The sequence below is a fragment of the Pseudooceanicola nanhaiensis genome (assembly GCF_020171315.1).
Classification (GTDB): domain Bacteria; phylum Pseudomonadota; class Alphaproteobacteria; order Rhodobacterales; family Rhodobacteraceae; genus Pseudooceanicola; species Pseudooceanicola nanhaiensis_A.
The window spans coordinates 237,158-252,927 of sequence record NZ_JAIUZP010000008.1; the positions used below are offsets into that span (position 1 = coordinate 237,158).

Here is a 15,770-nt window from a genome sequence, read left to right on the forward strand (position 1 = left end):
TCACCTGTAACTATCTGTTTGCCCGGGTTTCGGGTATAAGGTGACGAATTGATTAAACCGCGCTCCCCAATTGTTTCCCAGATCGCGCCGCGACGGGCTTTCCCCCGACCAGCGACGGGTCATCAACCCGCTATGAGGTCTCCCATGACCGTGAAGATCGACCACAAGCCGGACACGGCAAGAAAGATTGCTGCCCAGATCAAAGCAACCTCCGCGTGTGCGGCGGCCTATAATTTCTCCTTTGCCTTCAAACCCGCGCACAAGCCGGTGCGCGCCCCGTCCAGGAAGCACTGATGGCCCCTGACATGGACCTGCGGCTGGCCTTCGACCCTGCCGCCCCGATCTATCCGCAGTTCGCCCGGATCGCCGCCCTGCGCGGTGAGGCGCCCGCGCTGCTGACCAGCGCCGGTCCCGTCTCCTATGCCGACCTCGCGGCACGGGCCGAGGCGGCGGCAGGCTGGCTGGTGGATCAGGGCGTCACCCGGGGGGCCTTCGTGGGCTTCCTCGGCGGTCGCTCGGTCGAGGCCGTGGTTGCCATGCTGGCCTGTTTCCGCGCAGGCGCCGCCTGCGTGCCGCTGGACCCGACCCATGCGCCGGAACAGCTGTCCTTCATCGCGGGCGACTGTGGGCTGGCGGCCTGTTTCCTCTCCACCGCCCATGCCGATCTGGCCGGTGAGACCCTCGCGCCCGACACCCCACGCATCGCGCTGACCGAGGCCGCGGCCCTGCCGCGCACGGCCCGCGACTGGCCCGAAGGGCACGGCGATGACGTGGCCTATCTCCTTTATACCTCCGGCACCACCGGCACGCCCAAGGGGGTGCTGACCCCGCAGCGCGCGGTGACGGCGCTCGTCCTCGACCAGACGCTGACGCAGGTGCAGCCTCAGGACGTGATCCTGCACGCCTCCACCATCGCCTGTGACGGCGCGATCTACGACATCTGGGGCGGGCTTCTGACCGGGGCACAGGTTGCCGTGGTCGAGGCGGCCTTCCCCTCGCTCGACGACGTCGCCGCGGTGATGAAACGCAACCATGTAACCGTGGCGGGCTGGTACGCGGGCGTGCATCACCTGATGATCGAACATCACGTGGATGCCTTTGCCACCATGCGGCTGTCCATTGCCGGGGGCGACGTGATGTCGCCACCCCATGCCGCCAAGCTGGTGAAGGCCTGGCCGCAGATCACGCTGTGCAATGTCTTCGGGCCCACGGAATGCACCACCGACAGCCTCGGGCTGAAGGTCACGCCCGAACTGGCCGCCGCAGGGCCGCTGCCCATCGGCACGCCGCTAGCGCAGACCTTGGCCTTCGTGGTCGATCCCGAGGGTGTGCCCCTGCCTGCGGGTGAGGTGGGCGAGCTGGTCATCGGCGGCCCCGGTGTAGCGCTCGGCTATCACGGGCGGCCCGAGAAGACCGCAGAGGTCTTCATCCCGGATCCGCGCCCCGGCCATGACGGCATCGTCTATCGCACCGGCGATCTGGCCATGGAACGCGCCGACGGTGTCTTTGAATTCCACGGTCGCGCCGACCGTCAGGTCAAGCTGGCCGGTCGCCGGATCGAGCTGGACGGGGTCGAGCATGAGATCCGCACCGCCCCCGGCGTGGCCGATGCCATCGTCGACGTGACGGGCAGCGGCGAGGCGAAACATATGATCGCCTTCCTGCGCCCCGAGGCCCCCGTCACCGACGAGGCCGCCTTCACCCGCGCCGTGCTGGCCCATGCCGCGCAGAGCCTGCCGGAAACCACGCTGCCCCGCACGCTGCACCTGCGCGAGAGCTTCCCCCTGACGCCCGCGGGCAAGGTCGACCGCCGCGCCCTGCGTGAGAGCCTGCCAAAGGCCACCGCCCCCGCGCCCCACGCCAAGGCGCAGGGCATCCGCGCCATCGTCGGCGCGGTCTGGGACGAGATCCTGCACTGCGGCCCGGTCGCGGACGATGTCACCTTCTTCGAGGCCGGTGGCACCTCCATGGACCTGATCCGCGCCCATGCGGCGCTGGAAAAGCGGCTGGATACGAAATTCTCCATCACCCTGCTCTTCGAAGTGCCCCGCTTCGGCGCGCTCTGCGAGCGGCTGGCGAAGGCCGCGCCCGAGGTCTCGGGCCCGCTGCGCACGCGGGTGAAGGCCAACGAGCCCATCGCCATCATCGGCATGGCGGGCCGCTTCCCCGGCTCCAAGGACATCGCCGCCTTCTGGGAGCACCTGAAGGCGGGCGACAACCTGATCCCGCATTTCTCGCCCGAGGAGATCGAGGACAATTATTCCCCCGCCGAACGCGCCATGGCGGCCTATGTCGCCGCGCGCCCGTGGCTGCCGGATGTGGACCTCTTCGACGCGAAGTATTTCAACATGCTGCCGCGCGAGGCCAAGGTGACGGACCCGCAGGGGCGCATCTTCCTTGAGGTCTGCCACGAGGCGCTGGAACAGGCCGCGCTCGACCCCACCCGCTATCGCGGCGCCGTGGGGGTCTATGCCGGGTCGACCCAGTCGACCTACCTGCTCAACAACGTGCTGCAAAGCCGCGCGGAACTGGATCGCTTCCTCACCGGCTTCCAGGTCGATGACTACACCCAGCTGACCGGCAACGACACCGACAGCATGGCGACGCGGATTTCCTACCGCCTTGGCCTCACCGGGCCTGCGCTTTCGGTGAACACCGCCTGCTCCACCTCGCTGGTGGCCATCGGTCAGGCCGTGGCCGCCCTGCGCGGCGGGCAGACCGACGTGGCGCTTGCGGGCGGGGTCTCCATCACTTTCCCGCAAAAGCGCGGCTACATGGCGATCGAGGGCGGCATGGCCGCACCCGATGGCGTCTGCCGTCCCTTCGATGCCGAGGGCGCAGGCACGGTCTTCGGCCATGGCGCCGGAGTGATCGTGCTGAAACGGCTCTCCGATGCGGAGGCCGATGGCGACACTATCCTCGCGCTGATCAAGGGCGTGGGGCTGAACAACGACGGCGCGGACAAGATCTCCTACACCGCGCCCTCGGTCACCGGGCAGGCCATGGCGATCCGCATGGCGCATCAGGATGCCGAGGTCGAACCGGGCTCGGTCTCCTTCGTGGAATGCCACGGGACGGCCACGCCGCTTGGCGACCCGATCGAGATCGAGGGGCTGACGCAGGCCTTTGCGGGCTCCACCACCCCCTGCGCCCTTGGCGCGGTGAAGGGCAATATCGGCCACATGGATGCCGCTGCCGGCATCATGGGCGTGATCAAGACGGTGCTGGCGCTGCAACACAGGCAGATCCCGCCGGTGGCCAACTACCGCGCACCGAACCCGCGCATCGACTTCTCGCAGGGGCCGTTCTTCGTGGCCGATCACCTGATCGACTGGGACAGCGACGGCCCGCGCCGCGCCGGTGTCTCCTCCTTCGGGGTTGGCGGCACGAACGCGCATATCCTGATGGAGGAGGCCCCGGCCCCCGCCGTTCAGACGCCCGCGATGGACCGGCCGCAGGTGCTGCCGCTCTCCGCGAAATCGCCCGAGGCGCTCTCGCAGATGGCCGCCGAACTGGCCACTGCGCTGGAGGCCGAGGACGCGCCCGCGCTCTCCGCCGCCGCCTTCACGCTGCAGGAGGGCCGCCGCGCCCATCCGCTGCGCCTGACCGTGGCGGCCAGCACCAAGGCCGAGGCCGCGAGCGCCCTGCGCGCAGCACCCAGCCCCCGCAAGCCCGCGCCGCAGCAAGCACCGCAACTGGTCTGGATGTTCCCCGGCCAGGGCTCGCAATTCCCCGGCATGGGCCGTGGCCTCTACGAGAGCGAGCCGGTCTTCCGCGACACGATCGACGAGGGCGCCGCCCTGCTGGAGCCCCTTCTGGGCCTCGACATCAACCAGCTGCTCTGCTTCGGCGAGGTCTCGGATGCCGAGGCTGCCCGCGCCCTGCGCGACACCCGCCTGACCCAGCCCGCGCTCTACCTGACGCAGGTGGCGAATGCCCGGCTGTGGCTGTCGCGCGGGATCACGCCGGACCGGATGATCGGCCATTCCGTCGGGGAATTCGCCGCCGCCACCGTGGCTGGCGTCATGTCCTTCGCCGACGGGCTGCGGATCATCGCCGAACGTGGCCGCCTGATGCAGGACCTGCCCGGCGGGGCCATGCTGGGCGTGAAGGCCAAGGCCGAAGAGATCGCGCCCTTCCTCTCCGACGCCGTCCAGCACGCCGCGCGCAATGCGCCCGGTCTGCAGGTGCTGGCAGGGCCCTTCGATGCCATCGAGGCTGTGGAGGCGCAGCTGACGCAGGCGGGCCTCGCCTACTCGCGGCTGCACACGTCCCACGCCTTCCACTCGGCCATGATGGACCCGGTGGTGGCCCCCCTGCGCGAGACCGTGGCGAAGATGACCCTCGCCGCACCGCAGATCCCCGTCACCTCCTCGGTGACCGGCGAGGCGCTTGACGCACAGGCCACCGATCCCGGCTACTGGGCCGCGCAGGCCCGCGCCTGTGTCGACTTCCGGGCCGCCCTCTCTGCCGCCGCCGAAGGGGCGGTGCTGATGGAGATGGGCGCGGGCACGACGCTATGCGCCTTCGCCCGCCAGACCCTGGGCCGCGACCATGGTGCAACGCCCGTCCAGACCCTGCCGGATCATTCCCGTGCCGGTCAGGATGCCCTCGTTTCGGCGCAGGCCGCCGGCCAGCTCTGGTCGCTGGGCCTGCCGCTCGACTGGGCGAAACTCGGTCCCCGCGATGCCCGCCGGGTGCCGCTGCCGACCTATGCCTTCCAGCGCAAATCCTACTGGATCGAACGGAAGGTGCCTGACGCCGCGCCGGTGCAGGCCGCCGCCGCGCCGCCCGATCCCCTACTGACCGCGCCACCCCCGGTGGCCGCCCCGCAATTCCAAGAGCAGTCCATAGAAACAACCGTTACCAGTGAGCCCCAGATGTCCGCACCGCGTACCGACCGACTGACCACTGACCTGATCGCCCTCTTCTCCACCCTCTCCGGCGAGGATTACACGCCCGAGGATGCGGGGGTGCCCTTTCTCGAACTCGGCCTCGACAGCCTCTTCATGGGGCAGCTGAGCCAGGGGCTCGCCAAGGAATATGGCGTCGAGATCGGCTTCCGCGAGCTGATGGCGAACTGGCCGACGATGGAGGCTCTGGCCGCCCACCTCGACGAGATGCTGCCGCCCGAGGCCGCGCCTGTCGCAGCGCCCGCGCCTGCTGCCCCCGTGGCCGCAGCGCCGGCCCCGGTCGCTGCCGCCACGGCCCCGGCACCCACCGCTGCCCCCGTTACGGCCCCCGCGATGCCCGCCGCCGCCGGTGACATGGCCGCGCTGATGCAAAGCCAGATGGCGACCATGCAGGCGATCTTTGCCGAACAGATGCGCGCCCTCGGAGGTGCCCCGGCTGCTGCTGCCCCGCAGGCCGCGATCCCCGCGCCCGTGGCGGCCCCGGCTCCGGCTCCTGTCGCGGCCCCTGTCGCGGCACCGGCACCCGCCGCCGCAGCACCGGCAGCCACCCCGGCAGAGAAACCGGCCAAGAAAGAGTTCAAGACCGGCCGCGGTGCCTCGGTCACCGGCGGTGAGTTCGACGCCAGCCAGCTGGCCTTCGTGAAGGACCTCTGCGCCCGCTACACGGACAAGCATCCGAAATCCAAGGCCTACACCCAGCAGTACCGCAAGCCGCTGGCCGACCCGCGGACCGCCGCCGCCTTCCGGCCCGAGTGGAAAGAGCTGACCTTCCCCATCGTGGCCGAGATCTCGAAGGGCGCGCATATCACCGACATCGACGGCAACGACTATGTCGACGTGGTGAACGGCTTCGGCCAGACGGCGTTTGGCCATTCGCCCGATTTCGTGGTGGACGCGGTGAACCGCCAGATGGAACGCGGCTTCCCCATCGGCCCGCAGGCCGACGAGGCCGGGCCGCTGGCCGCGCGCCTGTCGGAATGGCTGGGTCATGACCGGATCACCTTCTGCAACACCGGCTCCGAGGCAGTGATGGCCGCCATGCGCGTGGCCCGCACCGTGACGGGCCGCGAGAAGATCGTGGTCTTCGGCAACGACTACCACGGCCAGTTCGACGAGGTGCTGATCAAGGGCAAGGCGCGTTCCGGCGGTGAGCCGACGGCGCTGCCGATCGCACCGGGCATCCCGCGTTCGGGCCTCGCCAACATGGTCGTCGTGAACTACGGCGGGCAGGACAGCCTCGACTGGATCACCAACAACATCAAGGACATCGCCGCCGTGATCGTGGAGCCGGTGCAATCGCGCCATCCCGAACACCGCCCCGAGGACTTCGTGCGTGAACTGCGCCGCATCACCGCCGACGGCGGCGCGGCGCTGGTGATTGACGAGGTCGTCACCGGCTTCCGCACCTCCAAGACCGGGCAGCAGGGCGTCTGGGGCATCAAGCCCGACATGGCGACCTACGGCAAGGTTCTGGGCGGCGGCATGCCCATCGGCCTGCTGGCGGGCTCCTCCAAGTTCATGGATGCGCTCGACGGCGGCGACTGGCAGTTCGGCGACGACAGCCAGCCCGAGGCGATCCCGACCTTCTTTGCCGGCACCTTCGTGCGTCACCCGCTGATCCTCGCGGCGCTGACCGCCACGCTGGATCACATGGAAACGCCCGAGGGCGCGGCGCTCTGGACCGATGTGGCCGACCGCTGCAAGATCCTCGGCGACCGCATGAAACAGGCCATGACCGACCGTGGCCTGCCGGTGCTGGTCGAGCAATATTCCAGCTGGTTCGTCATCAAGGTGACCGAGGAAGACCCGCGTGCCTCGCTGCTCTATCCGCTGATGCGGATGGAGGGCGTGCACATCATGGACGGCTTCTGCGGCTTCCTGACCACGACCCATTCGGCGGCTGACATCGAACGGATCTACACCGCCTTCTGCACGGCGCTGGACACGCTGCTGGACAATGGCATCCTCGTGCACCTGCGCGATCCCAACTGGCAGCCGAAGCTGACCGGCGAGCAGCTGAAGGGCATCCCGCTGACCGAGGGCCAGTCCGAGATCTGGATGACGCACCAGATGGGCGGCAAGGCCGCCGCCAGCTTCAACGAGAGTGCCTCGCTTTTCATGGAGGGCCCGCTGAACCAGTCCGCGCTGGAAGCGGCGCTGAGCGATCTCGTCGCCCGGCATGATGCCCTCCGCGCGCGCTTTGCCCGCTCCGGCATGTCCTTCGACATCCTCGACGCGGCGCCTGTCACCCTCGACCTGATCGACCTCAGTGGCGAGGCCGAGCCCGAGGCCGCTTACCGCGAGGCGCTCGCGGCCGACGTGGCCGAGCCCTTCACCCTCACCGACGCCGACCCGCTGCGCCTGTCGCTCTTCAAGCTGGCCGAAGACAAGCACGTCCTGATCTTCACCGCGCACCATATCATTGCCGATGGCTGGTCCTTCGGGGTGCTCTTCGACGATCTGAACGCGCTCTACACGGCCCATGCCGAGGGCAAATCCGCCAATCTGCCCGCCGCGCCCTCCTTCGCCGCCCATGCGCGCAAGGAAGCCGGCAAGCAACCGGCGGGTGAGACGCTGGCCTATTGGCGCGAGACCTTCGCCGATGTGCCCGCCCTGCCCGAACTGCCCACCGACCGCCCGCGCGGCGAACGGCGGGTCCATGACGGTGCCACCGCCACGGCCTTCGTGCCGCTGGACGTGGCGAAGGCCGTGCGCAAGGCCGGCGCGAAACAGGGCTGCACCCTCTTCGCCACGCTCTTTGGTGCGTTGCAGATGATGGTGGGCCGGATGGCCGGCACCTCGGACGTGGTGCTGGGTGTGCCCACGGGCGGCCAGGCGCTGCTGGCGAACCAGTCGCTGGTGGGACACTGCGTGAACTTCCTGCCGGTGCGCGCCGCCTTCGACATGCAGGCCCCGGTGGCCGATCACCTCAAGGCGCTGTCGTCCAAGCTGCTGGAGGCGTTTGACCATCAGGAGATCACCTATGGCACGCTGGTGCGCGCGCTGGAGGTGCCCCGCACCCTCAACCGCCTGCCCCTGACCGAGATCGAGTTCAACGTCGAACGCTACTCCGACGAGGGCGGCATGGCGGGGCTCACCACCCATGTGGAGCCGAACCCCAAGGCGGCGGTGAACTTCGACCTCTTCTTCAACGTCTGCGAAGTGTCGGAGGGGCTGCGCCTTGACCTGCACTACAACAGCCACCTCTTCGACGCCCAGACCGCCGACCGCCTGCTGGCCCGCTTCCGGGGCGTGATGGAGGCGATTGCCGCCGACACCGCGCAGCCCGTGGCTGCCCTGCCGGTGCAGGATGCCGAGGAAGCCGCCAAGGCCGCCGCGATCAGCGACACGCTGAACGCCACCGCCCGCGCCTATGACCTGACGCAGACCCTGCCTGCGCTGACCCGGGCCACCGCTGCAACCCACGCAGGCAACGTCGCCGTGGAATGCGCCGGCGCACGCCTGACCCATGGCGAGCTGGATGCGAAATCCGATGCGCTTGCCGCGCTGATCCAGTCCCGGCTGGGCGCGCAGAAGACCCGCGTGGGCGTCGCCCTGCCACGCTCGACCGACATGCTGGTGGCGCTGCTGGCGGTGCAGAAGGCGGGCCATGCCTATGTGCCCCTCGACCCGCGCCAGCCCGCCGCCCGCCTGCGCTCGATCCTGGAGACGGCGGAAGCCGCCGCGGTGGTCACGCTGGACAGCGCGCCCGACTATGCCGAGGGCCTTGGCCTGCCGCTGATCTCGCCCGCCGAAGCAACCGCCGGGGCCACGCCCGCGCCGGTCGCCCTCGACGCGCAGGACCCGGCTTACGTGATCTTCACCTCCGGCTCGACCGGCACGCCCAAGGGTGTGGAGATCCCGCATGCAGCCGTGGTGAACTTCCTGCACTCCATGGCCGAGGCGCCCGGTTTCACCGCCGCCGACACGATCCTCTCGGTCACGACGGTCATGTTCGACATCGCGGTGCTGGAGCTTTACCTGCCGCTGATCACCGGGGGCCGCGTGGTCATCGCCACCTCCGAGGAGGTGATCGAGGGCTTCCCGCTGGTCAAACGCATGGCGCAGGGTGACATCACCGTCATGCAGGCCACGCCGACGCTCTGGGACATGCTGCTGGATGCGGGTCTGAAACCTGCTGCCGGTCTCAAGTGCCTCGCCGGTGGCGAACCGCTGCCGCAGGACCTCGCCGACAAGCTGCGCCGGGACGGCGCCACGCTCTGGAACATGTACGGCCCGACCGAGACGACGATCTGGTCGACCGTCAAGCAGATCGACGGCGTGGTCAGCGCAGGCCATCCGATCGCCAACACCACGCTGCACATCCTCGATGAGCAGGACCGCCCGCTGCCCGTGGGCACCGTGGGGGAGCTGAACATCGGCGGCGACGGTCTGGCGCTTGGCTACTACAACCGCCCCGACCTGACCGAGGCCGCCTTCCGCCCTGTCACGATCGACGGCACGGCACAGCGGCTCTACCGCACCGGGGACCTGGCGAAAATCACCGCCGCCGGTGAGGTCGAGATCCTCGGCCGGATCGACACGCAGGTGAAACTGCGCGGCTTCCGCATCGAACTGGGCGAGATCGAGACCCGGCTGCGTGCCTGCGAGGGTGTCGACAAGGCCGCCGTCGCGCTGAAGGCCCGGCCCAACGGGGACAAGCAGCTGGTGGCCTATATCGTGCCCGCAGGTGCCGCTCCCGAGGCTGCCGCGCTGTCGGCCACGCTGGCGGGCACCCTGCCCGACTACATGGTGCCGCGCGCCTATGTGACGCTCGACGCGCTGCCCCAGACGGCCAACGGCAAGCTTGACCGCAAGAACCTGCCCGAACCGGTCGAGGCCGTGCAGGCCGCCCCCGCCGCCGCACAGGCCCCGGCCACCGAGACAGAGACCCGGCTGGCCAAGATCTGGGCCGATGTGCTGGGGCTGGAAAGCGTCGGCGTGACCGACACGCTCTATGCCATGGGTGCCGACAGCCTGATGGTCTTCCGCATCGCCGCGCGCATGCTGGACGAGGGTCTGAACCTCGAGGCCAAGGACATGCTGGCCCATCCGACGATCCGTGAGCTGGCGGCCTTTGCCGACAGCCGCGGCGATGCGGAAGCCCCCAAGCGGCCCTCCCTGCGCGACTTCCGCAAGGGTGCCCGCCGGAACGAGGTGAAAGCATCATGAGCACGCCCACCGCAAAGACCCCGCAGGGGATCGTCGCCGAATTCCCGGCCTCGGCCACGCAGAAGCGCTGCTGGTTCCTCGACCAGATGCGCCCCGGCAACCCGGCGCTGAACGTCGCGGTCCGCTGGGAGCTGCGCGGCAATGTCTCGGCCAAGGTGCTGGAGGAGGCGTTCCAATACGTCATCGCCCGGCATGAGGTGCTGCGCACCCGGCTGGTCGAGGGCGAAGACGGCCCGGTGCAGCAGGTCGCCGCCTCGGTCGAATTCAAGCTCGACCAGGTGGACATCCGCGCCGCCGTGCAGGGCGATCCGCTGCTGCGGGTCGATGCCATCGCCCGCGAGAATGCCGAGCGGCCCTTCGATCTCTCCAAGGCCGGGCTACTGCGCGCCACGCTGGTGCGCTTCGAGGCCGACCGCGCCATGCTGCTGATCGTGGCGCACCAGAGCTGCTTTGACGGCTATTCCATCGGCGTGCTGGGCCGCGAGATCGGCATCGCTGCCGATGCGATCAACCGCGGGGTGGAGCCCGATCTGCCTGAACTCCCGCTGCAATACGGCGACTATGCGCTGTGGCAGCAGGAATACCTCTCCTCCGGCGTGCTGGACGAGGAGACGGAGTATTGGACCGCCGCGCTCCATGACATGCGGTATTTCGAGATCGAGCCCGACCGGGCCCGCCCCGCCGTGCGTTCGGTCGAGGGCGCGCAGGTCGACATGGACCTGCCGCCCGACTTCGGCGACCGGCTGGCCAAGGCCGCGCAGGCGCGCGGCATGTCCACCTTTGCCTTCGGCTGTGCCGTCTTCTCGGCCGCGCTGCAGCGGATGACCGGCGAAAGCGACGTCAGCTTCGGCAGCCAGATCGCGGGCCGCAACGATGTCGACCTCGAGCCGCTGATCGGCGTCTTCATCAACAACCTCGTGCTGCGCTTCGACGTGGACCCGGCGAAACCCTTCGCCGCCCATCTCGATCAGGCCAAGGAGGTCGTCACCGGGGCGCTCAGCCACCAGACGATGCCCTTCAACCAGCTGGTGCAGGTGCTGAACCCGGTCCGCGATGCAGGCCGCAATCCGCTGATTTCGATCAACTTCAACCTCCAGACCGTGTTCATGAAGACGCAGGAGTACGAGGGCTTCGCGCTGCGCTCCTCGCCCAGCCATGCGCCGGGCGCGGTCTATGACATGGACGTGGCCGTCATCGGCCGTCCGACCGGCTGGCAAATGAACGCGGAATACCAGTCGCAGCTCTTCGAGGCCGAGACGATCGCCGCCTTCCTCGACCTGCTGGCGCAGGCCTTCGAACAGGCCTTCGCCGAGGCCGAGAAACCGATTGCCACGCTGCCCCTGCCCGAACGGCTCGCCAACCGGCGCGACCGGTCCTCGCGGGCGCTCTCTCGCGTCGAGGAGGCCCTTGCCGCCCATGCCTACGTGGCCGAGGCCGCCGCGATCTCGGACGGGACGGAGACCTATGGCTTCGTCACGCCCGCGCCCGGCACGACCGTGGCGCTGGAGACCCTGCCCGAGGTGCTGATGGATCACCTCGCCCAGAAACTGGCCGAGGCCGACATGCCGCGCGGTGTCTCGGTGCTCGCCCTGTTGCCGCGCAAGCAGAACGGCGCGCTGAACCGCGCCCTGCTGCGCCCGCCCGCGCAGCGCCGGGGCACCGCCCGCGCCGCCCGCCGTGCCGTCGATCCCGAGGTCGCGGCCCGTATTCGCGGCATCTGGCAGGAGCTTCTGGGGCTGGAGACGGTGCCCGACACCGCCAGCTTCTTCGACCTCGGCGGCGACAGCCTGCTGACGGTGCGGATGCTGACCCGCATCCGCGAGGCCTATGGCCTCGAACTGGGGATCGCGACGGCCTATGAATATCCCACGCTGACCACGCTCACCGGCGCGGTCTGGGAGCGGCTGAGCGCGAAGGAAGAGGCCACCCCGGCCGAGCCCGACTGGCGCATCCTGCCGCTGCGCAAGGACGGCGCCGGCGTGCCGCTGATCTCGGTCAACAACGCGGCCACGCCGATGGCGCTTGCGCAGGACGGCACCACGCCGCGCAAGGCCACCTGCGTGCGGCTCTTCGAGGGCGATCACGGTCTCGACCAGACCGACCGCAGCTTCGAGGAGGTGGCCCGCGAATATGCCGACCTCGTCCGCGAGGCGCAGCCCGAGGGGCCCTATCTCTTCTACGGCAACTGCGTGCACGGCAACCTCGCGCTGGAGACCGCGCGCATCCTCCATGCCGAGGGCGCGGAGATCGCAGGCGTGACCATGAAGGACGTCTGGGAGCCGGGCTATGCCGAGGCGCTCCTGAAGGACCCCAAGATGCGCAAGGCCGAGAAGTGGCAGGCGCTGCGCAACCGCATCCGTATGGTGCGCGAGGGCGAGATGTCCTTCTGGGCGATGCTGGACATGTACCGCGCCGCCCGCAAGACCGGGATCGTGCATATGGCCGAGGCGCTCGGGCTCTACAACCGCGCCCATGCCTCCGACCTGGAGGAGGAGCAGCAGCGCGCGATCAGCTACCTCTCCAAGGCGCGCGATGCCTACCGGCCTGCGCCGGTGGACTTCCCCGTGCTCCACGTGGTGACCGAGATCACCCCGCAGGGCAGCGGCTTCTCTCCCTCCATCGGCTGGGAAAAGGTCGTGGCGGAGGGCCAGCTGAAGACGGTGCATATCCCCAAGGTCAGCGTCGTGGGCAACAAGCGGTCCGGAACCGAGGCCTTCGCGCAGGAGATCGAGACCTTCCTCGCGGAGCGGGACGCGGCCCGCTGAGGCCCGCGATGGGGCACGCGCTGAAGCCCTCAACGGGGCAGCGGCAGCGCTCCCTCACGGATCGTGAGGCGCGGCTGGGGATGCCCCCGTCCGCGCCCGGCGCAGAGGGCCAGTGCGCCCGCCATCCCGGTCCCGGTGTCGAGGTCGGTCAAAGACCAGTCGGCAGCCCCGCCCGGGGCCAGTGGCGTCTCGATCCGGGTGATCGCCGCGCCTTCGCCCGGCGCCTGCGTTACATCGAAATCGGTCAATGGCATCGAGAGGCCCGGCCCCACGGCCTTCACCACCGCTTCCTTGCGGGTCCAGATCCGGAAGAAGGCGCCCTGCCAAGCGGCGCTGCCCACCTCGGGCATGGCCGCCACCTCGTTGGGCGAAAAGAAGCGCGCGGCGACCATGGGTTCCACCTCGCGGTGCGCCTCGATGTCGAGGCCCAGCAAAAGCCCCTCGGGCGGCGCGGCACATATGGCAAGCGCGGCCCATCCGCCCGCATGGCTGAGGTTGAAGAGCGGCCCGCCCGCCAGCGAGGGCTTGCCCTCGGCGTTGTAGTCGAAGCGCAGCGCATCGGCGGGCTGGCCCGTGTACTGGCCGAGGATCTCGCGCAGGCGCCCACGCCCGATGGTGAAGGAGGCCCCGTGCCCGGGTCGCAGGAACCGGTCCGCCCGCGCCACCTCGTCGGGCGAAAGACAGGCGCGGTAGCCGCCCTCGTCCCCGGTCAGCCGCCAGAAATACAAGTCGATGTCGATCACGTCCGCCATTCCCCTCGGCCCGGCCCGCAGGATAAACTGCGGGGCAAAGGCGGGTCGAGAGCTAGATGAAGAAGCGCATGATATCCATAGCCTTGCTGGGCCTCGGGGCCCTTGCCGCCGGTGCCGTCGCCTATGCGACGCTCGGCGATCCGCGCGGTGACCTGTGGCGCCTGCGCCAGTCCCAGAAACAACGCGCCTTCCTGAAGGAGCTGAGCCCCGCCACCCGGCAGAGCGACCTCATGATCCCGATGCGCGACGGGATGCGGCTGGCGACGGATCTCTACCTGCCCGCGGACGGGGCCAAGACCCGCGCCGCCGTGCTGCTGCGCCTGCCCTACAACAAGAACGCCTTCGGCTCGGTCCGGCATTACGTGCCGATCTACCTTGCGCGGGGCTATGCCGTGGTGGTGCAGGACATGCGCGGGCGCTACGGCTCCGAGGGGGTCTTTGCCCCCTATCCCAACGCCGCCACCGATGGGGCAGACACGCTCGACTGGATCACCCGGCAGGACTGGTCCGACGGTCAGGTCGCCGCCATCGGCTGTTCCGCCCTGGGTGAGAGCCAGATCGTGCTGGCCGCGCACCGTCTCCCCGCGCTGAAGGCCATCGTGCCCATGGGCGCGGGCGGCGCGATCGGCACGGCCTTCGGCACCTATGGCGCCTTCGGCTTCTTCGAGGGCGGGATCTTCGCGCTCGCCTCCGGGTTCGGCTGGTTCGCCACCGAGGGCGGCAAGAGCAGCGCGCATATGGGCAGCCCCCGGATCGACTATGCCACCGCCCTGCGGACCCTGCCGCTGCGCGATGCCGTGGCCGCCGCCCGGCCCGATCCGACGGATTTCGAGGCCTTCCTCGACCATTTCGAGGAGCCGGAGTTCTGGAACCTCGAAGGCTTCATTTCCGATCAGGACCGGTTCGAGACCCCCGCGCTCATGGTGGACAACTGGTATGACGGCGCGCGCGAGACCCTGCTGATGAGCCGCCAGATGCGCCGCACAGCCCCCGATCAGCACGTGATCATCGGCCCCGGCACCCACTGCGAGGCCGAGGCGCCCTTTGATCGTGGCCGGGTGGGCGACCTGCCGGTGACCGGCGAGGCGCTGGATTTCGACGAGATCTTCGCCCGGTTCATCGACGCCCAGACCGGGCGCGGCCCGGGGCCCGACCTGCCGCCCTACCTCGTCTACGTCCTTGGCGCGGACGAATGGCGCGGGGCCGAGGACTGGCCGCCGCCGGACACGACCGCGCGGGTGTTCCACCTCGCCGGCGACCGGCTGGCGGCGGATGGCGCGCCGATGGCGCCGCGGTCCTTCGTCTCCGATCCCGCCGATCCGGTGCCGACTTTGGGCGGCGCGATCTGCTGCACTGGCGATCCGGACCTGAAGACCGGACCCATCGACCAGCGGCCCATCGAGGGGCGCGCGGACCTGCTGCTTTTCACCTCCGATCCGCTGGAGGCGCCGCTGGTGCTGGCGGGGCCGATGCGGGCCGAGGTGACCGTGGCGGTGGAGGCGCCCGACGCGGACCTCGTGCTGCGGCTGACGGATGTGGCGCCGGACGGAATGTCGCGGACGATCCAGGAAGGCGCCCTGCGGCTGCGCTATCGCAACGGCTTCGATGCGCCGGAGCTGCTGGAGCCGGGCGCGCCGGTGACCGTCTCGGTGGACCTGCGGGACATCGCCTACCGGTTGGAAGCGGGGCACCGGCTGCGGCTGCATGTTGCGGGATCGTCCTTCCCGCGGCTGGCGCGGAACCCGCAGACCGGCGGCGATCCCTATCGCGAGACGGAACTGCGCAAGGCCCGGATCTCGGTGCTTGGCGGGCGGGTGATCTTGCGGGAGTGGTGAAGGCCGCGTCGCGGTCGGCTGGTCAGAACCGCTTAGGATAGCGCTGTCCTGTAAGCCGAGCCGGGCGCACTCTTATGAGACTGGGTAAAACCGTAGCCCCGACACGCTCTGCGCTCGCGATCTACCACGCAGGGCAGCGCCGTCCCGCGGGGTGGCGCGATAGCGCCGCCCCAGGGGAGCGGGTCGGCGCTGCCCGGCCTCTCGGCCGGGCGGGTGGTGGATGGAAAGGGCAGCGCTGAAATGGCTTGCGCAAAGCGGTGTGCTTTGGGCCAGCACTATGCGGGGTATTTGGGATTACAACTTTGCGGGGGAGGCATGTGCAAAGGCGCCGGC

At 69.5% G+C, this 15,770-nt stretch carries 5 protein-coding genes; 4 read left to right on the forward strand and 1 reads right to left on the reverse strand.

The genetic code is table 11. The annotated features are described in order from the left end of the window. Window positions 1-144: 144 nt before the first annotated feature. Genes LCM32_RS15150 through LCM32_RS15160 form a run of 3 tightly spaced genes read left to right on the forward strand, consistent with a single transcriptional unit; the run spans window position 145 to window position 12,850 of the window. Window positions 145-294 carry a hypothetical protein gene (locus tag LCM32_RS15150; RefSeq protein ID WP_224821919.1) on the forward strand — a complete coding sequence of 50 codons (150 nt, stop codon included), beginning with the start codon at window positions 145-147 and terminating at the stop codon, window positions 292-294. Further along, window positions 294-10,085, forward strand: coding sequence for a non-ribosomal peptide synthetase/type I polyketide synthase (locus tag LCM32_RS15155; RefSeq protein WP_224821920.1), 9,792 nt, complete (start codon window positions 294-296; stop codon window positions 10,083-10,085). Before LCM32_RS15150 ends, LCM32_RS15155 begins: the two co-directional genes overlap by 1 nt. After that, entirely contained in the window at window positions 10,082-12,850 is a 2,769-nt protein-coding gene (locus LCM32_RS15160) for a condensation domain-containing protein (RefSeq protein ID WP_224821921.1), read from the forward strand. The genes LCM32_RS15155 and LCM32_RS15160 overlap by 4 nt, the downstream gene beginning before the upstream one ends. A 29-nt stretch (window positions 12,851-12,879) precedes the next feature. On the opposite strand, the gene LCM32_RS15165 is transcribed toward LCM32_RS15160, so the two are convergent. Then, complete coding sequence (locus tag LCM32_RS15165) at window positions 12,880-13,593, reverse strand: 4'-phosphopantetheinyl transferase family protein (protein WP_224821922.1); 714 nt, start codon at window positions 13,591-13,593, stop codon at window positions 12,880-12,882. A 77-nt stretch (window positions 13,594-13,670) separates the two neighbouring features. Between LCM32_RS15165 and LCM32_RS15170 the strand changes: the two genes are divergently transcribed. Next, entirely contained in the window at window positions 13,671-15,437 is a 1,767-nt protein-coding gene (locus LCM32_RS15170; RefSeq protein ID WP_224821923.1) for a CocE/NonD family hydrolase, read from the forward strand. Window positions 15,438-15,770 lie beyond the last annotated feature (333 nt).

Excerpts from the sequence above, each read along its gene's own strand:
- LCM32_RS15170 (WP_224821923.1), top strand. The coding sequence starts at position 13,671 with ATGATATCCATAGCCTTGCTGGGCCTCGGGGCCCTTGCCGCCGGTGCC.
- LCM32_RS15155 (WP_224821920.1), top strand. The coding sequence starts at position 294 with ATGGCCCCTGACATGGACCTGCGGCTGGCCTTCGACCCTGCCGCCCCG.
- LCM32_RS15160 (WP_224821921.1), top strand. The coding sequence starts at position 10,082 with ATGAGCACGCCCACCGCAAAGACCCCGCAGGGGATCGTCGCCGAATTC.
- LCM32_RS15150 (WP_224821919.1), top strand. The coding sequence starts at position 145 with ATGACCGTGAAGATCGACCACAAGCCGGACACGGCAAGAAAGATTGCT.